We start from the raw sequence: 19,175 nt of genomic DNA, 5'->3' as shown, positions 1-19,175 counted from the left end.
GCATAAAAAAACAAAACACCTGCCTAATCAGGAAATTCCTTCCGTTTCCTGCTAAATACTAGGGAGCCTGATTATTTTTTCATCAAAAGGCATAAAAAAACTGCCTAAAAACAAATTTCAGGCAGTTTTAAAGTTGTGATTTCCAGTTCTATTCTAATATAAAACCCTAAACTTAATCGTATTGTCTATTTTCTTAAGGGCCTTTAAAACATCCTTGTTGTATTCTTTATCCAAATCCGAAATTACATACCCCACCTCGTTATCCGTAGACAGGTACTGTCCTGAAATATTCATATCATAACGGGCCAAAACTTCGTTGATCTTCGCCATAACCCCTGGAACATTCTTATGGATATGTAAAAAACGATGTGCATTATTCTGTTTTGGCAGCCTAATATTTGGAAAGTTTACGGCATCTACGGTATTCCCTGAATTGATATAGTCCATTATTTTATGGGGAACAAAATCGGCAATATCACGCTGTGCTTCCTCTGTACTACCACCAATATGTGGAGTTAAAATAACGTTCTCCAAACCTTTCAGCTCCGTTAAAAACTCCCCGTTACTTCTGGGTTCCTCTGGAAAAACATCTATGGCAGCTCCTGCGATCTTTCCACTTTTCAGGGCATTGGCCAGTGCTTCAATGTCCACCACAAAACCTCTGGATAGATTTATAAAAAGGGCACCATCTTTCATTTGGTTAATTTCCCTTTCCCCTATAAAATTCTTATTGGCCTTGTTATCGTCTATGTGCAAGGTTACTACATCGGAAACATTTAACAAATCCTCCAAGGTATTGCACTTGGTGGCATTGCCCAGTGCCAACTGATCCCCCACATCGTAATAGTAAACACGCATTCCCAAGGCCTCGGCCAATACCGAAAGTTGTTTTCCAATATTGCCATAACCTACAATACCGATATTTTTACCACGTACCTCTTTTGAATTGGCTGCAGTTTTATTCCATTGCCCGGCGTGGATTTCAGTACTACGAGGAAAAATACTCCTCATTAGCATAATGATCTCACCAATAGCCAGTTCCACAACGGACCGTGTATTGCTATATGGGGCATTGAATGCCACAACTCCCTTTTTCTTGCAGGCCTCCAAGTCTATTTGGGTAGTACCTATACAAAAGGCACCCACCACCATTAATTTGTCTGCCGCAGCCAACACATTTTTGGTGACTTGTGTCTTGGAACGTATTCCTAGAACGTGTACTCCTTTTATTTTTTCGATCAGCTCTTCTTCCGTTAAACTATGCTTTAACAGCTCCACGGAAAACCCCTCCTCAGAAAGGGTATTGAAAGCATTTTGATGGATATTTTCCAACAATAGGATCTTTATTCTATTCTTCGGGTAGGATATCTTTCTTGGCAACTTGTTCACAAATAAAAATTCATCTAAATTAGGTGTAATATAGTCTGCGTTTCTCGCAGCCTTTTCTCTATGCACATTCTCGGTATAGGCAAAAAATTTATCCGCTATACCGGCTTCGCGCATTACATAGTCACTGTAACCATCTCCAATCACCTGTACTTCCCCTTGTAAATCCAAGTTTTTCAAACAGGCAATTTTTCCGTTGTGGGAGGCCAATACATTGTTCTCGTCAAATCCAATTATCCTCCCATTGTCGTCAAATCGAAATGTGTTGGCATACACCCTATCCGCAGGAATGTTGTATTCGGCGACTATGGGATCTATAAACTCTTTAAAACCACAGGAAATTACATAAATATCATCGGCATAATTCTGAAAAAATTCCTTGTTGGATTCAATGGACTTGGATATCTTTTGGCGAAGCAATTGTACCAAATTCTCCAAATCGTCCTTGTGCGCATTCAGTAGATTAATTCTTTTTTCCAAGGATTGGGTAAAAGAAATATCCCCATCAATCCCCAAATTGGTTATTTTTTGGATTTCCCGAATAATATCGTCCTTATCCGATCTTCCATTTAGCGTAATTTCCGCCAAAACATCCAACGCCTCCACTCTTGTCAGCGTACTATCAAAATCAAACACATATTTTCTGCCTACCGCAACCATTGAATCTGAATTTTAAGGGGCAAAAGTATGAATAAATTTTGTCCAACTTCCTATTCTTGTCTAGAAAAGTAATCGAGACTTGAATATTCACCTCCATATATGGGAAATTGATTTTTTTACCCCTATAAAATTAAGAAATTGATAAAAATCTCCCTGCACCTATGCCCGTGGACAATTTTAGAATCCGTCAATTATCCTTCTTGAAATTAAAGGGTCTATCAATATCCATCCGTTGATCAAATCTACCTTCAGCGAACCCCGAGAAAAATTAATCCGGCCAATATGGCCAATCCAAAACTCATCAAGGTACCGATCAATATATATTCCGTGAGCTTCCTTGAGTTGCTTTCCTTAAGGTCGTTGAATCTAAAAACAGATTTGGCGGTAATCAATAAACCAATTGCCTCCCATCTACCTACAATTATAAAGATCAATACAAACATTCGTTCTATAATTCCAATATACTTACCCGCATTTGGAAGCGACTTATGATCCAATTCTATCCTGTGCGACATACCTTCCAACAATTTGGCCATAATAATGGAAGAGGGATAAGTTACAAATACAACCGCGGTAACCAACTGCCAATTTAATTCCTTTATAAGACCCAAGGTGTGCCCCATTAAATCAGAATTATACGCACAGCAGTACAAAACAATCAAATGCAATACCTGATCTATAAAAAAAGGAATGGATTTATTCTTAAAATAAGGGTTGGCATATATTTTTGAAAGGTCTATAAAATAATGAGATATGCCTATTACCAAAACCCACCTCCATAATTTTAAATCCCACAATAACAACATGGTGATCATAACATGTACCAATATATGGAGGTATAGATATTTGGATGCTATCTTATTCGCCTCTTTGTGCACCACCCATTTAGTGGGTTGAAACAAAAAATCGCCCAGAAGGTGGGCCAACAAAAGTTTAGTAAAAAATATCATGCCTTAATATGCTTTAAATTATCATTGTAATACGCCAGTAAATCCAACACCAAATCCATCCTTGCCCGTTTTAATCGCTGGCTTACGGCTGATTGTTTTATCTTCAATTGATCCGCAACCTCTTGTTGGGACGCCTCAGGTTTTGCCAGGGTTAAACTTACCATTTGTGCCGAAACGGTAGACCAATCATCCATAAAGTTCAATGCTAGTTTCAACATAAGGTTCAAAGTATCGTCCTTATCGGCTTGGCCTGTTACAATGGCCAAATTAAGCTTTTGTTCCTTTAAGGTTTCAAAAATCCTACCGGAGCGTTGGTAGGCCGTTCCGTTGGACTGACTTACACTGCTGCCCACAAACGTTTCGGACCCCAGTCCTATCCCCATTCTTACATCCAAATTCTTGATCGATTTAATGAGGGCCTTGATCTGAATGGCCATGGACAAGGCTCTTTCCGGCGTTGTTCTTATTTGAAATTCATCGCCCCTATAAATCTCCCAATCGCTGGGCGTTTTCCCCTGAAGACCAAGGTATGACTTTAAAATATCCATCCATTCCGAAGCCGCATAACGGTCAGAATTAATGATATCCCCTGTAATTATAGCTACCATATATAAGTTAAAATGCTAATATATTAAAATATAAGCTAATTAACTAATATTTATACTTATAAGTTAAATAGATTATAAAAAGATTAAAACCAACGACGAACCATTACACAATACTTTTGATACTCCTTCCCGAACATGTTCGTCAAGGCCTCCTCCTCCGGTATGATCTGAAAGGAATTCATATAGTAGACAAATCCGGCTGCCAATAGTGTGTTAAAAGCATTCCCTAGATACAGTCCCCAAGCCAAAAGCAGCAGCAATAGTGCCAAATACATAGGGTTCCTTGAATATTGATAGAGACCACTGCTAACCAATTTGGTTACTTTGGAAGGAGTACGGGGGTCAATGCTGGTATTTGAACTAAAAAACTGCCACAATGAAATCGCTCCAATCAAGAATGCAAGAAAAAAAAGTAAATACATTAAATAATTTCTACCAAAAAATTCAAAATAACCAACAGGTAAAAAGGCTGCCAACAGGTACATAAACAACCCAAACACAATAGTGATGACAAGGGGCGGAATTTTTAACTTCATAGCATATAATAAAATGATAAGAAAATAAAATTACTACTTTTAAACATTTAAAATTAATTTGCCCCTTAAGATTATCAAACCCGAACAGAAAAATAATAAGACCTAGAACAATGCAATTGGTATTTGCCACACACAACCCCAACAAACTAAAAGAAGTGCAAATCTTATTTCCCAAGGAAATACAGCTCCTCTCTTTAAAGGATATTGGCTGCATGGATGAGATTCCCGAAACCGCAAACGATTTGGAGGGCAATGCAACCATTAAGGCCAATTTTGTCACAGACAATTACGGTTACCCCTGTTTCGCAGACGATACCGGACTTTTGGTGGACGCTTTGGATGGGGCGCCAGGGGTATATTCCGCAAGGTATGCCGGCGAACAAAAGAATGCTGATGATAATATGGACAAATTATTGCTCCAATTGCATAAACACCCCAACAGATCTGCGCATTTTAAAACCGTTATTGCCCTTAACCTTAACAATGAGCAACTGCTTTTCAAAGGAATTGTCCAAGGGGAAATAACAACCGAAAAAAAAGGCGAAAAAGGTTTTGGATACGACCCCATTTTTAGACCCAACGGATATAACAAAACTTTTGCCGAATTACCAATTTCGGTCAAAAACACAATAAGCCACAGAGCCAAAGCAATAGAACAATTATTAGCATTTTTCAAAAACCAACCCCATGTCAACAAATAAAATTGAAGAAACACCCACAACAACCCCTAGATTATTGGAGCGTACCGAGACCGTTGGAGGAATAATGATTGCGGTATTTGCTGCCTTATTGGCCATAGCGGAACTTGTTAACAATAACCTGGAAGAGGAGATGATGATTGCCCACAGCCAATTCGTAAACTATTCCAATTGGTACCAATCCAAAAGTATAAAACAAAGTTTAAAGGAAGGTGAGCTGGATTATTTAAATGCCTTGACGGAAACAGGGATAATACCCGATGATAAAATAAAAAATATTAAGTCCAAAGTAGCCCAGACCAAAAGCATGGTACTAAAATACGAAGCGGAAAAAACTGAAATTCTGGTAGGATCATCCAATGTACCAAGAGAATATTGGGCACAAGACCTTGATGGGGAAATGGGCAAAATTATAGGAATAAACGAATGGGAAAAACTTACCCAGGATTACGAAACCGCGACCAAAAAATTCGACTTGGGAAAATTGTTGTTTCAAATTTGCATCGTACTGGGTGCAGTTTGCATAATAATTCGCGATAACAAAAAACTACAGAAAAACTTCATCCTGCTTATGATGGTATTTGGCACCATTGGAATTCTAATTTCGGTATACGGTTTTATCCTTGCCCCATAAAACCGCTTTCAAAATAAAATATTTTAATTAAAAAATAAGCAGTACCTTTGCCGCTTCAATTAACGCCGCTAGTATAGCATGTGTTGCGCTGAGTCTAAATAGGTTATAAAGAATAATCGCTCTATGCAACATACATATTTGCGATTATTTAAAACATATTATGACAAAATTTGAAGCATTGGGGCTAAAACAGTCCCTATTAAATGCTATTTCTGATTTGGGATTTGAATCACCCTCAGAAGTACAAGAAAAAGCAATTCCCATCTTATTGGAGAGTGAAACCGATTTGGTTGCCCTAGCCCAAACAGGCACAGGTAAAACTGCAGCATTTGGATTCCCACTAATTCAGAAAATACATAGCGATAGTAGGACTACACAGGGTTTGATCCTTTCCCCGACAAGGGAACTTTGCTTGCAGATCACCAATGAACTACAGCTTTACTCCAAGTATGAAAAAGGGGTTAATGTTGTAGCCATATATGGCGGTGCCAGTATTACGGACCAGGCCAGACAAATAAAAAGGGGTGCCCAGATTGTGGTAGCTACCCCAGGTAGAATGAAGGACATGATTGGTCGTGGTTTGGTGGATATCTCCAAAATCGATTACTGCGTTCTGGATGAAGCCGATGAAATGTTGAATATGGGCTTTATGGAGGATATCAAAGATATTCTTTCCAACACTCCGAAGGAAAAATCCACTTGGTTGTTTTCCGCAACCATGCCCAGAGAGGTATCTGTGATTGCCAAAAAATTCATGCACAGTCCTCAAGAAATCACGGTAGGAACAAAAAATTCAGGAGCAACTACCGTACAACATGAGTACTATGTAGTAGGTGGTCGAGATCGTTATCCTGCACTAAAAAGGCTTGCCGATACCAACCCGGATATATTCTCGGTCATATTTTGTAGAACAAAAAGGGACACACAAAAGGTGGCTGAAAAGTTGATCGAGGATGGGTACAATGCCGGTGCACTGCACGGGGATCTAAGTCAGAACCAGAGAGATTTGGTAATGAACTCCTTCCGTAAGAAACAAATACAAATGTTGGTTGCTACGGACGTAGCGGCACGTGGTATAGACGTTGATGATATTACCCACGTTATCAACTATCAATTACCAGATGAAATAGAGACCTATACACACCGAAGTGGACGTACTGGAAGGGCTGGTAAATCAGGGATTTCCATGGTTATTGTTACCAGAAGCGAACTTAGGAAAATCAAGGCCATCGAAAATAAAATTCAACAGGATTTTATTTCCAAAAAAATCCCTACAGGAATGGAAATTTGTGAAATACAGCTTTACCATTTGGCCAATAAAATAAAGGACACCAAGGTTAACGAGGAAGTAGACAATTATTTGCCTGCGATAAATGATGTACTACAAGGTATAGACCGTGAAGAACTTATAAAAAAGATAATTTCGGTAGAATTTACGCGTTTCTTTAATTATTACAACAAAACCAAGGACCTGAATACCTCAGATTCTGGTGATCGTGCAGAAAGAGGAAGATCTAGGGATGGTGATAGCCGTGTCCCAGCTGACGGAAACGTTAGATATTTCATCAATGTTGGCGAAAAGGATGGTTATGACTGGATGTCTTTAAAGGATTTCCTAAGAGATACCGTTAATTTGGGCAAGGACGATATTTTTAAAGTTGATGTAAAGGATAGTTTCTCTTTCTTCAATACCGATGCAGCCGCTACCGAAGCTATTTTAAAAACCTTCACGGAATTTAAGGTCGATGGCAGATTTGTCAATGTTGAAGTATCAAAAAACCCAGGTGGAGGCGGAGGTCGCGGAAGACGGGACAGGAGTAGAAGTGGCGGAGGCCGTGATTCTAGGGATAATGATCGCAACAAGGGAAGAAGAAGAGACAGAAGTGCGGCCAAAGGAAGCCCCTCTAGTAGTTCTGGAAAAAGAAGAACTAAGAGAAAAAGTGATTTCTTTTAGTTAATTGTATATTAAAAAAATACGCTTCGGCGTATTTTTTTAGTTAGTTTACCAATTATAAACATGGATTTTATTTAATGAAAAATTATTTCTTGCCCCTACTCCTCCTAATTGTCTCTTTTGGATATTCCCAGGACGACCAAAAGGATGAAGGTGTAAAACAATTAAAAGCGGTGGTTCTAAATGCCCAAACCGACCAACCAATGGAAAGTGTCCATGTCGTAAACCTTAACGAAGTGGTGGGTACAATTACCAATGAAAAAGGAGAATTCAATATTCCTGCCAAGGTCAATGACACCCTTTATATTACTTTTTTAGGGTTTAAATCCCAAAAAGTGAGGGTTACCAATGATATGTTCAAATTTAAAGAGACTAAAATTTCCCTTACCGAATTGGCATACGCCTTGGAAGAGGTTATAGTTAGGCCCTACTCCCTTACAGGTTATTTGGAAATAGACGTAAAGAACTTACCCCTGAACAACGCCTTTCAATATAGTATTTCTGGTTTGTCCGTTGGCTATGAGGCCGGAAGCAAGAATCCAAGTGCCGTTACCAAAGTGTTGGGAGCCATACTGAACCCCGCGGATTTGTTGAGAAATTTATTCGGGAAGAAACCCAACCAAATGCGCAAATTACGACAAATGAAGGAGGACGATCAAATTAGGGATCTTTTGGCCTCGAAATTCGATAGGGAAACCTTGACAGAGCTGTTGCAATTGGAAAAGGTGGATATTGAGGACATACTTAATAATTGCAATTACTCCAAATCCTTTATTACTACGGCCAATGACCTGCAAATATTGGACGCCATAAGCAGCTGCTACGAAGAATATAAGGTCCTAAACAGGAAAAGGTAAGCCTTGCTTGACCCTTGGAATTTCTTTAAATCTACGCACTTTCCACGGCTCCGCCGTCCAGGCCGCTTTCACTTGGGTGAAATGCTCTATGGACGCCTACCTGAAACCAATGTGGAAACTACTTGATTTAATACGAAATCGAAGATTCACGAAAACCTATAAAAAACCTGTCTGCCGACAAAGGCAGGCCTGTCTGCCGAAGGCAGGCAATAATAACCACTTAAGTAAATTGAAAATAGGCCGGTCCTTAGGTTGCGTCAACCTTCATGTGGGGATAAGTCATTTTCCGTTATTAACAACCTTTGGCATTGCCCTCAAGGTCTATGGTTTGGTCGTTCTTCTTCCGTCGTGGAGATGGCATGGCCATTAAGAATTATTGAAGCCTTGGAAATAATTTAGGCCATGGCATCGATCCTTAAAATCCAGAGATTTTAGCTATAAGCAAAATAGCTGCTAATTAAAAAGGGGATGCACCTTGCTGTGCTTTTGATTTTTCCCTTCTACTTTAACGAGAATAAAATTAAAGAGGACAAAGAAGCCGGCCCCGATATGGACCTGCCCCACAAAAGTCAATTGAAATCGCCTTTTTATGAAAAGCCGCCAACATTTATTTTCTACTTGCCGATCGTTTTAAGGTTGGAATTGGCTAGGAATGAAGAGACAAGATTAATAACACATTTCTTCTCCCAACCTATAAATTATGCCCAATTAACTTTTTTACAAGACAATTTCTAAAAATGTTTCCTAATTTCGTACACTTCCTTTTTAATGCCAAAATGTGTATCCAACAGATATTAAATGAAATTGAATAGAAGACATTTTATCCTAAAATTGATTTTAGGGTCCGTTGGTTTTGCTACAATTGATTCTTACTGGCTGGAAACCAATTTTATAGAGTGGACGGAGCACGATATTTCTGAAACGGAATCCAACAAAATCAAAGCCATTCATCTAACCGACCTTCATTTACACGATATAAAATGGGTTCATAAAACCATTGCCAGGCGAATCAACAAGGAACGGCCAGACGTCATATTCTTTACAGGTGATTCCATAGAGCGGGACAAATATATGGCGATTTTAGAGGATTTTTTAGGCTTATTGAATGCCGATATTCCAAAAATAGCCATTTTAGGCAATAAGGAATCTTCAGGAAGAATCGACATACAAAAACTAAAGGACCTATTTAGGGATCACAATGGTATTTTGCTGATCAACGAACCATACGTACTCAAAACCAAAAAAAGGGAAATTAACATTATCGGATTGGACGATTTGGTCCATGGCAATCCGGATTTTAGAAAATCCATAGAAAAAATAGACAAATCATTGCCCGTTATAGTCCTTAATCATTGTCCCGCTTATAGGGAGCAAATAGACCTCATTAGTATAGAACATAAAATTAATCCGAAACTAATACTTTCAGGACACACACATGGGGGGCAAGTAACCTTTTTTGGAATACCACTCATTACACCCTACGGTAGCGGGGACTATGTTAAGGGATGGTACAATAACGGAATTTCTAATATGTACGTTTCCAAAGGAATCGGCACCACTGTAATTCCACTGCGATTTGGAGCCCGGGCAGAGGCAAGTATTTTTTACATCTAATTACTAAAGTTGCGAATGTAGCGCAATTCTGTTGCCTTCAGTATCCTTTAACAGGGCCATAAACCCATGGCCATCCCCTATTTCTTTCTTAGCCTGCAAAACAGTCCCCCCAGCGCCCTCCACTCTACCCAACTCAAGGGATAAATCTTTACATGAAAAATACAATACGGGACCCTTGGTGTCACTTGGGATATACGAACCATGCTGTACCAAGGAACCCATAGCTCCAGATTTTCCGGGTGCAGACGGAAACCAGCCCATTCTTAACCCGTCCAAGTCGTGGACAGAAATAGCAATATCAAATACCGCTTCATAAAACTTTTTGGCACGCTCCATGTCAATTACCGGAACTTCAAACCAGCCAACCATATTACTTTCCATAACCGGGTTATTTTTCCATAATGGATTTTAAGTTACGAAGTCCCTCCTCAAAATCCTTACCAACAGCCTTGTCCATACTCATAAACAACATCATGATAGACATGGGAAACTTGTTCTCTCCCTTAAAGCCCCAGGTAACCTTGGTTTTTCCATCTCCCGATTCCGTTAGATCCAAATAACTAATGGAGGTAGACCTAAAAGGTTTCATAAATCGAAGCTCCCCTTCGACTCTTTCGCCCTCAATTATCTTTTTGATTTCCTGTTCACCTTCACCTACCTCCTTGTTGCCGTTCCAATAACTTACCGCCCCTACCTCGCCATCAATACCGGTGAATTTTTTTTCCATATTAGGGTCTTTTTTGGCCCAAGGGGACCATTCCTGCTGTTTTTTCAAATATTTAACATTATCAAAAACTTGGGCCTTAGGTTTTGAAATTTCTATAGATCTGGAAACATCATAACTTTTAGGAGCCAGTAATGCAAGAACGGTAATCAAAATAACCACCCCTATGATTATATAAAGCAATATTGCCATGAGCTTTTATTTATTGGTTAGTGCTGTTTAAATATACTAAAAATATCATTTTGTCCCATGAAATCTGGCCAAAACATCATCCAAACTCCGAACTGATTTCTTGGTCCAATCCAATCTTTTTTCCAGTTTCTCTTCTTCGGTCAACTTCCAATCTATGTTCCCTTTGCGCAATTGACTTGTTAGGGTGTGTAAAATTATTGCGGCAGAAACAGAGATATTTAAACTTTCGGTAAACCCTACCATGGGTATTTTTAGGAAAGAATCAGCTTTTTGCAATACCTCCTCACTCAAGCCATCCCGTTCTGTTCCAAAAAATAATGCTGTCTTTCCATCCAAATTAAAATTCGTAAGTGAACAATCATCCCTGTGGGGGGTAGTAGCTACAATTTTATACCCTTGACGCCTCAAGGTGTCAATACAATCCGTCGTGCTATTGTATCTTCTTAAATCCACCCATTGCTGGGCCCCCATGGCAATATCCTTATCAAGTCGTTTACCGAACCTACTTTCAATGAGATGGGCCTGCTGCACCCCAAAAATATCACAGCTCCTCACAACGGCACTGGTGTTGTGCATCTGGAAAACATCCTCTATTGCTACGGTTATATAATTTGTACGATCTTCCAAAATTTTCAGGAAACGGGCTTTCCGCTCAGGGGTTATAAAACCTTCCAAATAATGAAGCAACTGGTAATCGACCATAATTCTAGGGTATTAAAAAAGAAAACGTTTAATTTTACAAATATTACTATATTCTAGCACAATGAAAAAAATAGTGGTGTTAACAGGTGCAGGGGTCAGTGCGGAAAGTGGCATTAACACTTTTAGGGATTCCGATGGATTGTGGGAAGGTCATGATGTAATGGAAGTGGCAACACCCCAAGGTTTTGGGGATAATCCCGAATTGGTCCTCAATTTTTACAACGAGAGAAGAAGACAGTTGCTCAAAGTCGCCCCCAATATGGCCCATAAAGCTTTGGCGCGCCTGGAAGACCATTTTGACGTAAGCATAATTACCCAAAATGTGGATGACCTACACGAACGAGCTGGAAGCTCCAAGGTCATTCATTTGCACGGAGAGTTATTAAAGGCTAGGTGCAGCCATAATCCCAATCACATAATTGACTGGAAAACCGATATCCAACTTGGCGATCTTTCAGAAAATGGAAAACAGTTGCGCCCCCATATCGTGTGGTTTGGAGAGGAAGTGCCACTATTGGGAAAAGCGGCCAATATCACCCAATCTGCCCATATTTTAATCATCATCGGTACCTCCATGCAAGTATATCCAGCAGCTAGTTTAATCCATTATGTAACCAGGGACACCCCCATTTATTTTATAGACCCAAAACCCAATATTAGTCGGACCGATTTTAAACAACTCACTATAATACAGGCCAGTGCCGTAACCGGAGTACCCCAATTGGTATCGGATTTGATCGGCGAAAAGCATTGAACTTCCTTTGTTATCCCAGGTACATAAAACTTGGACTATGTAGTCAACGGCAACTTCTTTTTTCCATTTAGCTTCCCCAATTAAACCTGGCAAGGTGCCCAGCAAAGGATCTACTTCAATCCATGCCCCATCACAAGCATTTCCAAGGGGATAGCTTTCTAAAAGAGCCTAATAAAATAAGTAGGCTGCGAATTGACCCATGATTTATTTATATTTATTCCCTTATACAAAATTTGGAATCTGTTAATATCAAAGTGTATCCGTGACCTATTTAGAACTCTATAACGCCCTCAACTACGTTGATCATTCCAGGACCAAAAGAAGGGATATGTCCAACCTTGTAGTGAGCCAACCTTCCAACATTGCAACCCTTATGAAAGTTGCCTTTCAAGTAGATGATCCCGTTTCCTGTAAAGCCTGCTGGATTTTGGAATTTACCGCCAAGGAACACTTGGCTTACCTCCTTCCGAGCATGGATACTTTTGTCCGTAATATTGGTTCGGTGCATTTGGATCCGGCAGTTAGGCCCATTGCCAAAATCTGCGAGATCTTAATGAAATCCTACTTTCAATCAAAGGACCACACAACCCGTAACGCACTTAATGAAGAACACTTGGAAAATATAACTTCCGCTTGTTTCGACTGGCTTATAGGGGACCATAAAGTGGCGGCCCAGGCATATTCCATGACCAGCTTATTGTTATTGGGCAGAAAGTTCAACTGGATCCATCCGGAATTGCGAATGATACTGGAACAGAACTATCAAAATGGCAGTGCGGCTTATAAGGCAAGGGCTAGGCTGACCTTGGCGAAACTGAAGTAAGTAAGAACCTTGGTACAAATAACAGAACAATCTTCCGCTTAACTTTTAAACTCCTTAACTTATAGCTATCTTTGCCCTTTTCCAAAATCAATCAAATAGCACGAGATGTCATTAAACAAATTAAACGCCATATCCCCTATTGATGGCAGATACAGAAACAAAATAGATTCCCTTGCCTCATATTTTTCAGAGGAGGCTCTAATAAAATATAGGGTGCGCGTAGAAATTGAATATTTTATATCACTTTGCGAAATTCCCCTTCCCCAGCTTTCAAATTTTGACAAATCAAAATTTAATGATTTACGTAAAATTTATAACGATTTTAGTTCGGAGGATGCCATTGCCATAAAGGAGATTGAAAAGGTAACCAACCACGATGTAAAGGCTGTTGAATACTTTATAAAAAAGGAGTTCGACAAATTGGGCTTGGAGTCACATAAGGAATTCATCCACTTTGGACTTACCTCGCAGGACATAAACAACACTGCTATTCCTCTTTCCATTAAAGAAGCCATGAACGAGGTTTATGTTCCCCAGTATTTGGAGGTATTGAACAAGTTAACGGCCCTGGTCAAGGAATGGGAGGCCGTTCCAATGTTGGCAAGGACACACGGCCAGCCAGCATCCCCAACCCGTTTAGGAAAAGAGATAGAGGTATTTACCGTGCGTTTGGAAGAACAATTCAATCTGCTCAACGATATACCAAGTGCTGCCAAATTTGGGGGAGCAACAGGGAACTATAATGCCCACAAGGTTGCCTACCCACAAATTGATTGGAGAAGTTTTGGACAAAAATTTGTGCAAGAAAAGCTCGGTCTGCACCACTCCTTCCCTACTACACAGATAGAACATTACGACCATATGGCTGCCCTGTTCGACTGCCTAAAGAGGATCAATACAATTATAATAGATTTGGACCGGGATTTTTGGACCTATGTTTCCATGGACTATTTTAAACAGAAAATAAAAGCTGGCGAAGTGGGGTCGTCCGCTATGCCCCATAAGGTAAACCCTATCGATTTTGAAAACTCCGAAGGCAATTTGGGAATTGCCAATGCCATTTTTGAGCATTTATCCGCCAAACTTCCTGTTTCCAGGTTGCAAAGGGATTTAACGGACAGTACGGTACTCAGAAACGTTGGCGTACCTTTTGGCCATACACTTATAGCCTTTCAATCCACTTTAAAGGGATTGGATAAACTACTATTGAATAAGGAGAAATTTGAGCAGGACCTTGAAAATAATTGGGCGGTAGTCGCAGAAGCCATTCAAACCATCCTTAGGCGAGAGGCCTACCCCAATCCTTATGAAGCCTTGAAAGGATTAACCAGGACCAATGAGAAAATTACACAAAAATCCATTTCAAATTTTATAGATACTTTGGAAACGACGGAAGCAATAAAATCTGAATTGAAGCAAATTACCCCGAGTAATTATACGGGTATTTAAAAAAGCACTCAATTATAATAGGCTTACATGAAGCAATCCAGGGTATGATCATTATGCCCTGGATTACTTTTTTATCCATACTTCAAAGGAACAGACCCTACCCCTTCTTTTGTATTTCTACCTGATGGGGATATGGTATTTCGATACCTGCCTTATCAAGGGCCAATTTGCAGGATTCCAAGGTTCCAAAATACACCGACCAATAATCTTCTGGTAGACAAAAGGGACGTACGGCAAAATTCACGGAGCTATCCGCCAACTCGGAAACGTTAACCGATGGCGCCGGGTCTTTCAACACCTTGGGATTGGATTCCAATACGGCCAATAGTACCTCCTTGGCCTTCTTAATATCCTCATCATATCCAATACCAATGGTAGTATCCACCCTCATCTTACCTTCGGCCGTGTAATTGATGATATTGCCATTGGCCATGGCTCCATTGGGCACAATGGCAAGTTTATTTTGAGGTGTTATAAGTTTCGTGGTGAAGATTTCAATCTCCTTTACTGCACCTAATACGCCCTGTGCCTCTATCAAATCCCCAATCTTATAAGGTTTGAATATCATGATCAAAACCCCACCAGCAAAATTGGACAATGAGCCCTGTAGGGCAAGGCCAACTGCCAAACCGGCTGCAGCGATCACAGCGGCGAAAGTAGTTATGTTTATCCCTAACTGACCAATAACCACTAAGATTAAAAATATTTTCAGGATCCATGACACCATACTAAGTAAAAAACGCTGTAGGGATTCATCGTATTTACTCTTGTACATGACCTTTCTAGTACCTCCGATAATCCTTTTAATAACCCATAATCCGATAATGAAGATTAAGAATGCCGTGAGCACCTTAGGTCCAAACTCTTTTGCCAATTCTATTCCGTAATTAAGCCATTCTTCTGCCTTTTCCATGATTGTATATTGTTAGTGTTCATAATATCACGAAGATAACATAAGTTTTATAATAGGTTAACTGCACCAAGGATTTGGAACTTTTAATCAATTAGATCCAGGCTCCCACCCCAAGACAAGCCATTATAAAAGGGAATGGTTCTTCTAAAATTGTAGAAGTATTAAATTTTAGGTTAAATTTTATACATGGAATGCTATTTGTCAATATTTATGTTATACTATAACATGAATATATTTAATAGAAAATCGGTAATCTACATTATGGCTATTTCAGCCTCCTTGTTTATGAATGCACAACATAAAATTCCAAATTCGATTGAAAATGAAGCCTTAAAGGCACTGTCTTTTTATCCGGAACTATCAGAATGTAATATTGAAATTCGTTTTAAAAGAAATATCAAGAAATCGACCATGCAGGCCAGACCCACCTTTCAAAGTTTCTTCAAGAAACGGAGCAAAAGGAACTATGTAATATTGATCAGTGAAACTTTTAAGATTTCGGATAAAGAATTTACAACAAAGGATATCCCGTCCAATATTCTAATTGGTTGGATCGGCCATGAATTGGGACACATTATGGACTATCAAAATAGGACTAAGACCAATTTGGTTTCATTTGGGGTAAAATACCTCTTTTCCGATCGATTTATAATAGAGGCCGAACGTGCGGCGGACACCTATGCTGTTGCCCACGGTATGGAGAAATATATACTAGCAACCAAGAATTTTATTTTGAACCACTCAGATATAGCCGTCTCCTATAAGGATCGAATTAAAAAGTATTACCTATCCCCGGAAGAGATCATGATTTTGGCAGAAGAACGTAGCCGCTAGATCCCATGGGAGACTTTGGTGCGCACAAATTGTTCCCAGTCGGCAAATTTTTCTTCCTTCATTACCCGCTCCATTTTGACCTGACCACCTTTCTTTTTGTTCTTCCCATTCCAGTCGTAAAAAAAATCAGGAGAAACTACCTTAACCTTCACCCCTCTTAGGGATTTGCCCCTAGCTACCTTATAATTTTTGTTGGCCCCCATCAAAAACTTATCCAATGACTTGGACAGAGATTCGCAATCAGGATTTTCCATATCGGAACCCAAATACCAACAATGGTAGAACTCGCCATCATCAAAACGTTTGGCACAAATGGTATATTCAGGTATCTTGGTAGAATACGCATCTTCCAAATGTCCCATAGCATCATCCATTTTGTTAACGGTGAGCTGCGATCCAACCGTATTTAAGAAAAATTTTGTCCGTCCAGTAATTTGTATTTCGGCTTTCTCCAAATTTGTAAACCTAATGGTATCACCAATTAAATAACGCCATGCCCCGCTAACCGTGCTTATAACCAGAACATAATCCTTATCCAATTCCACTTCGTTTAAGGTAATGGAAGGGGCATTCCCCGTCAGGGACCCATCTTCCTGAATATATTCCGGTTTAAAGGGAACAAACTCGAAATAGATCCCATTATTGGTTATCAACTGCATGGCCGTGGTTTCTGGCCTTGTCTGGCAGGCAATAAATCCTTCGGAAGCCAAATAGGTATCTATGACTGTAATAGGGTGCCCCAAAAGAGAATTGAAACTTTTTTTATAGGGTTTAAAGGCTACCCCACCCGAAGTATACACCATCAGGTTGGGCCAAATTTCATGGATGTTTTTTAGGCCATGGTGTGCAATAACTTTTTGGAGCATTAATTCTATCCATGAAGGTATCCCGCTCAAAGCACCAATATCCCAATCACCGGCGCGTTCAGCGATACGCTCCACCCTTTTGTCCCAGTCTTCAATTTTTGCGATTTCCTCCCCTGGTTTATAGTAACTTCTGAACCAGTCAGGAATGTTTCCTGCACTTATACCACTTATTTCTCCTTCCAAATGTTCATTTCTTTCCTCCAAATTGGTAGAACTGCCCAACATCATAATTTCCTTTTCGAAAAAATCGGCAGGTAAATCAAAATTACTCAAAGCAAAGACTTGCTTAAGTCCCGCGGCCCTTATGGACTCGATCATATCGTCCGTAACAGGTATCCGCTTGCTCTTTTTTCCGGTTGTTCCGGAACTTAGGGCAAAATAAGATGGCTTGCCAGGCCAGGTAACATTCTCATGGCCTTCTTGTAATTTATGCCACCATTCCCTATTTATTTTTGAATAATCGAAATAAGGTATTTTTTCGGCAAATTTTCTGGGAAGGTCCCGAGAATCCAGGATGGTCCCAAAATCATAATAATTCCCGAAGTCGGTATTTCGGGCAATATTCAAAATATTTTGAAGGACCTCTTGTTGTTCTTCCCAATGATCCCTTTCAGAAGAGAACGTTTCCTTTAGGTGAATTGTATTTTTAATAATGTTGCCTAGGATTGCCATAGGGGATATATTGGATTTTTAATGTCTTCGGCAGGAACTTTTATAATAAATCAGCTGATTATTAAAGTTCCTGAGCAAAGGCTGATTTAACACAAATATCCCTAATCTCGTTACAAGACATTATTTCTAAACAGAGAATGTTTAACCCATTCCATACATAGCATTCCGCTAGGCACTGCTTTACCCCTTCAAAAAATTTCCTATTTCTCCCAATCCTTCCCCTTTATAATCCGATTTTTCCACAGCTTTCATAAATTGGACCAATTTGGCAGGGTTCATATTTTTGCCCAATACCCGTACCAGCATAAAACCCTTATCCTCGCTGTCTCCATAGATGATAACCTCATCAATGGCATCATCATCACCCAAATATCTTACCGAAGCTTTCCCGTATTTGGTGTTCATTTTCATTAGCTCTGTAAATTTGCCATTCTTTAGAATGGCCGTAATATTGGCTTTCTCTTTTTGAAACTCAATAAGGTTATCCTTGGTTATTTTAAACGCCAGAATATTTAATTTTTTTAATGACGCAAGAGCTTCCCTTTGGTCTTCCGTTAAATCGGTTTTCTCCATATTCAACAAGCTTACCGGTAGATCTACCGATAAAAAATTTGGATTATCCGCATTGTCCACATAATATTCCTGAAGACTTTGTGTGGACGAACATGCAGACAATGTGAAGATCAGCAACATTGCCCCGGTGAATTTCCCAACTTTTGTTTTCATTTTCTGTATGATTAAGTGTTGATCGGTAAGGGCAATGGTCCAATAAATGGATCATTGCCCCCAACCACTATTTCTTGTTCTTACCAGCCTTATTTAGCTCGGTAGGCAAATTCATCTTTTGGGTCAAAGATCCAATCTTGTTTAGATCGATATCCCCGGTCAGCGATAGCAATACCGTTTCAAATTTTCTATTATTAATTTCCAGGTCCGTATTATTAATCCCGGTGACAAACATGAGCAACTCACTTACATGATCCTCATCCTTCCCGCTCTTGATATAAAACTTTACGTTGGCATCCTTATCCTTAACCCTCATAAGTTCCTGTAATGACGACGATTTCAGATATTTTTCCATGGTAACCTGCATGTCCGCAGAAATCTTTTTATCCTCGGTAATAAAAACCTTCAGATTTTTCAGGTTTTGGGCAATATCCATAAAATCCTGAGCCTCTTTGTCATCGACCTCTACGTTTATCTTGCTCAACAATTTGAACATGCTTTCATTGACCACTACAGCGCTCACATTGTCCAGATCTTCAAATTTATCGAACATGGACTGTGAAAAACCTATTAGGGGCAAAACGGTAACTAATGCTATTATGATAATCTTTTTCATTTTTTTT

At 39.5% G+C, this 19,175-nt stretch carries 20 protein-coding genes; 9 read left to right on the top strand and 11 right to left on the bottom strand.

Translation table 11 applies throughout. The features are described 5' to 3' along the window. Nucleotides 1-153: 153 nt before the first annotated feature. From serA to C7972_RS19065, 4 genes are all read right to left on the bottom strand, one after another. A complete protein-coding gene (gene serA, locus C7972_RS19080) occupies nucleotides 154-2,046 on the bottom strand; it encodes a phosphoglycerate dehydrogenase (protein ID WP_110357768.1) in 1,893 nt (630 codons plus the stop codon). A 248-nt stretch (nucleotides 2,047-2,294) separates the two neighbouring features. Further along, nucleotides 2,295-2,996, bottom strand: coding sequence for a DUF3307 domain-containing protein (locus tag C7972_RS19075; RefSeq protein ID WP_110357767.1), 702 nt, complete (start codon nucleotides 2,994-2,996; stop codon nucleotides 2,295-2,297). Further along, complete coding sequence (locus C7972_RS19070) at nucleotides 2,993-3,604, bottom strand: SatD family protein (RefSeq protein WP_110357766.1); 612 nt, start codon at nucleotides 3,602-3,604, stop codon at nucleotides 2,993-2,995. The genes C7972_RS19075 and C7972_RS19070 overlap by 4 nt, the downstream gene beginning before the upstream one ends. A gap of 83 nt (nucleotides 3,605-3,687) precedes the next feature. Next, nucleotides 3,688-4,140 carry an isoprenylcysteine carboxylmethyltransferase family protein gene (locus tag C7972_RS19065; protein WP_110357765.1) on the bottom strand — a complete coding sequence of 151 codons (453 nt, stop codon included), beginning with the start codon at nucleotides 4,138-4,140 and terminating at the stop codon, nucleotides 3,688-3,690. Between the two features lie 110 nt (nucleotides 4,141-4,250). Between C7972_RS19065 and C7972_RS19060 the strand changes: the two genes are divergently transcribed. The 5 genes from C7972_RS19060 to C7972_RS19035 all read left to right on the top strand — a co-directional run bounded on the left by C7972_RS19060 (nucleotide 4,251) and on the right by C7972_RS19035 (nucleotide 9,897). Continuing rightward, a complete protein-coding gene (locus C7972_RS19060; RefSeq protein ID WP_110357764.1) occupies nucleotides 4,251-4,841 on the top strand; it encodes a non-canonical purine NTP diphosphatase in 591 nt (196 codons plus the stop codon). After that, nucleotides 4,828-5,472 carry a DUF4337 domain-containing protein gene (locus C7972_RS19055; RefSeq protein WP_110357763.1) on the top strand — a complete coding sequence of 215 codons (645 nt, stop codon included), beginning with the start codon at nucleotides 4,828-4,830 and terminating at the stop codon, nucleotides 5,470-5,472. The genes C7972_RS19060 and C7972_RS19055 overlap by 14 nt, the downstream gene beginning before the upstream one ends. A 160-nt stretch (nucleotides 5,473-5,632) precedes the next feature. Continuing rightward, on the top strand, nucleotides 5,633-7,426 hold the full coding sequence (locus C7972_RS19050) for a DEAD/DEAH box helicase (protein WP_110357762.1): 1,794 nt from the start codon (nucleotides 5,633-5,635) through the stop codon (nucleotides 7,424-7,426). Between the two features lie 77 nt (nucleotides 7,427-7,503). Continuing rightward, the gene (locus tag C7972_RS19045) at nucleotides 7,504-8,283 is read left to right on the top strand and encodes a carboxypeptidase-like regulatory domain-containing protein (protein WP_110357761.1); all 780 of its coding nucleotides are present in this window, start codon (nucleotides 7,504-7,506) and stop codon (nucleotides 8,281-8,283) included. 798 nt (nucleotides 8,284-9,081) lie between these two features. Beyond that, entirely contained in the window at nucleotides 9,082-9,897 is an 816-nt protein-coding gene (locus C7972_RS19035; protein ID WP_110357759.1) for a metallophosphoesterase, read from the top strand. A 3-nt stretch (nucleotides 9,898-9,900) separates the two neighbouring features. Here C7972_RS19035 and C7972_RS19030 read toward each other — a convergent pair whose 3' ends face one another. From C7972_RS19030 to C7972_RS19020, 3 genes are read right to left on the bottom strand one after another with little or no spacing between them, the layout of a single operon-like run. Further along, nucleotides 9,901-10,278, bottom strand: a complete 378-nt coding sequence (locus C7972_RS19030; RefSeq protein WP_110357758.1) for a VOC family protein — start codon at nucleotides 10,276-10,278, stop codon at nucleotides 9,901-9,903. 7 nt (nucleotides 10,279-10,285) lie between these two features. Then, the gene (locus tag C7972_RS19025) at nucleotides 10,286-10,813 is read right to left on the bottom strand and encodes an SRPBCC family protein (protein ID WP_110357757.1); all 528 of its coding nucleotides are present in this window, start codon (nucleotides 10,811-10,813) and stop codon (nucleotides 10,286-10,288) included. 45 nt (nucleotides 10,814-10,858) lie between these two features. Further along, nucleotides 10,859-11,515 carry an RNA methyltransferase gene (locus C7972_RS19020; RefSeq protein ID WP_110357756.1) on the bottom strand — a complete coding sequence of 219 codons (657 nt, stop codon included), beginning with the start codon at nucleotides 11,513-11,515 and terminating at the stop codon, nucleotides 10,859-10,861. Nucleotides 11,516-11,576: 61 nt separating this feature from the next. On the opposite strand from C7972_RS19020, the gene C7972_RS19015 reads away from it, so the two are divergent. The 3 genes from C7972_RS19015 (at nucleotide 11,577) to purB (ending at nucleotide 14,541) form a co-directional block, all read left to right on the top strand. Continuing rightward, nucleotides 11,577-12,269 carry an NAD-dependent deacylase gene (locus C7972_RS19015; RefSeq protein WP_110357755.1) on the top strand — a complete coding sequence of 231 codons (693 nt, stop codon included), beginning with the start codon at nucleotides 11,577-11,579 and terminating at the stop codon, nucleotides 12,267-12,269. Between the two features lie 262 nt (nucleotides 12,270-12,531). Continuing rightward, nucleotides 12,532-13,092: an adenylosuccinate lyase gene (locus C7972_RS19010; protein ID WP_110357754.1), complete on the top strand. Its 561-nt coding sequence runs from the start codon at nucleotides 12,532-12,534 to the stop codon at nucleotides 13,090-13,092. Nucleotides 13,093-13,197: 105 nt separating this feature from the next. Continuing rightward, nucleotides 13,198-14,541, top strand: a complete 1,344-nt coding sequence (gene purB / locus C7972_RS19005; RefSeq protein WP_110357753.1) for an adenylosuccinate lyase — start codon at nucleotides 13,198-13,200, stop codon at nucleotides 14,539-14,541. A 97-nt stretch (nucleotides 14,542-14,638) separates the two neighbouring features. Here the strand turns inward: purB and C7972_RS19000 are convergent, their stop codons facing one another. Continuing rightward, nucleotides 14,639-15,454: a mechanosensitive ion channel family protein gene (locus C7972_RS19000; RefSeq protein ID WP_110357752.1), complete on the bottom strand. Its 816-nt coding sequence runs from the start codon at nucleotides 15,452-15,454 to the stop codon at nucleotides 14,639-14,641. A 225-nt stretch (nucleotides 15,455-15,679) separates the two neighbouring features. On the opposite strand from C7972_RS19000, the gene C7972_RS18995 reads away from it, so the two are divergent. Continuing rightward, on the top strand, nucleotides 15,680-16,288 hold the full coding sequence (locus C7972_RS18995; RefSeq protein WP_375334793.1) for a hypothetical protein: 609 nt from the start codon (nucleotides 15,680-15,682) through the stop codon (nucleotides 16,286-16,288). Here the strand turns inward: C7972_RS18995 and C7972_RS18990 are convergent. The 3 genes from C7972_RS18990 to C7972_RS18980 form a co-directional block, all read right to left on the bottom strand. Next, the gene (locus C7972_RS18990) at nucleotides 16,285-17,826 is read right to left on the bottom strand and encodes a GH3 auxin-responsive promoter family protein (protein WP_110357751.1); all 1,542 of its coding nucleotides are present in this window, start codon (nucleotides 17,824-17,826) and stop codon (nucleotides 16,285-16,287) included. The two genes, C7972_RS18995 and C7972_RS18990, sit on opposite strands and share 4 nt — an antisense overlap. 180 nt (nucleotides 17,827-18,006) lie before the next feature. After that, nucleotides 18,007-18,552 (bottom strand): DUF4252 domain-containing protein, encoded by a 546-nt coding sequence (locus C7972_RS18985; protein ID WP_110357750.1) that lies wholly within the window; start codon nucleotides 18,550-18,552, stop codon nucleotides 18,007-18,009. Between the two features lie 67 nt (nucleotides 18,553-18,619). Further along, nucleotides 18,620-19,168, bottom strand: coding sequence for a DUF4252 domain-containing protein (locus C7972_RS18980; RefSeq protein WP_110357784.1), 549 nt, complete (start codon nucleotides 19,166-19,168; stop codon nucleotides 18,620-18,622). Nucleotides 19,169-19,175: the final 7 nt, after the last annotated feature.

Origin of the sequence: Arenibacter sp. ARW7G5Y1 (assembly GCF_003201775.1) — a bacterium.
GTDB lineage: Bacteria > Bacteroidota > Bacteroidia > Flavobacteriales > Flavobacteriaceae > Arenibacter.
The sequence above is the reverse complement of the archived record's forward strand: the minus strand, read 5'-3'. Positions and strand labels throughout refer to the sequence as shown.

Excerpts from the sequence above, each read along its gene's own strand:
- C7972_RS19060 (WP_110357764.1), top strand. The coding sequence starts at position 4,251 with ATGCAATTGGTATTTGCCACACACAACCCCAACAAACTAAAAGAAGTG.
- C7972_RS19015 (WP_110357755.1), top strand. The coding sequence starts at position 11,577 with ATGAAAAAAATAGTGGTGTTAACAGGTGCAGGGGTCAGTGCGGAAAGT.
- C7972_RS19070 (WP_110357766.1), bottom strand. The coding sequence starts at position 3,604 with ATGGTAGCTATAATTACAGGGGATATCATTAATTCTGACCGTTATGCG.
- C7972_RS19075 (WP_110357767.1), bottom strand. The coding sequence starts at position 2,996 with ATGATATTTTTTACTAAACTTTTGTTGGCCCACCTTCTGGGCGATTTT.
- purB (WP_110357753.1), top strand. The coding sequence starts at position 13,198 with ATGTCATTAAACAAATTAAACGCCATATCCCCTATTGATGGCAGATAC.
- C7972_RS18985 (WP_110357750.1), bottom strand. The coding sequence starts at position 18,552 with ATGAAAACAAAAGTTGGGAAATTCACCGGGGCAATGTTGCTGATCTTC.
- C7972_RS19035 (WP_110357759.1), top strand. The coding sequence starts at position 9,082 with ATGAAATTGAATAGAAGACATTTTATCCTAAAATTGATTTTAGGGTCC.
- C7972_RS18995 (WP_375334793.1), top strand. The coding sequence starts at position 15,680 with ATGAATATATTTAATAGAAAATCGGTAATCTACATTATGGCTATTTCA.
- C7972_RS18990 (WP_110357751.1), bottom strand. The coding sequence starts at position 17,826 with ATGGCAATCCTAGGCAACATTATTAAAAATACAATTCACCTAAAGGAA.
- C7972_RS19030 (WP_110357758.1), bottom strand. The coding sequence starts at position 10,278 with ATGGAAAGTAATATGGTTGGCTGGTTTGAAGTTCCGGTAATTGACATG.
- serA (WP_110357768.1), bottom strand. The coding sequence starts at position 2,046 with ATGGTTGCGGTAGGCAGAAAATATGTGTTTGATTTTGATAGTACGCTG.
- C7972_RS19000 (WP_110357752.1), bottom strand. The coding sequence starts at position 15,454 with ATGGAAAAGGCAGAAGAATGGCTTAATTACGGAATAGAATTGGCAAAA.
- C7972_RS19055 (WP_110357763.1), top strand. The coding sequence starts at position 4,828 with ATGTCAACAAATAAAATTGAAGAAACACCCACAACAACCCCTAGATTA.
- C7972_RS19045 (WP_110357761.1), top strand. The coding sequence starts at position 7,504 with ATGAAAAATTATTTCTTGCCCCTACTCCTCCTAATTGTCTCTTTTGGA.
- C7972_RS19020 (WP_110357756.1), bottom strand. The coding sequence starts at position 11,515 with ATGGTCGATTACCAGTTGCTTCATTATTTGGAAGGTTTTATAACCCCT.
- C7972_RS19025 (WP_110357757.1), bottom strand. The coding sequence starts at position 10,813 with ATGGCAATATTGCTTTATATAATCATAGGGGTGGTTATTTTGATTACC.
- C7972_RS19065 (WP_110357765.1), bottom strand. The coding sequence starts at position 4,140 with ATGAAGTTAAAAATTCCGCCCCTTGTCATCACTATTGTGTTTGGGTTG.
- C7972_RS18980 (WP_110357784.1), bottom strand. The coding sequence starts at position 19,168 with ATGAAAAAGATTATCATAATAGCATTAGTTACCGTTTTGCCCCTAATA.
- C7972_RS19050 (WP_110357762.1), top strand. The coding sequence starts at position 5,633 with ATGACAAAATTTGAAGCATTGGGGCTAAAACAGTCCCTATTAAATGCT.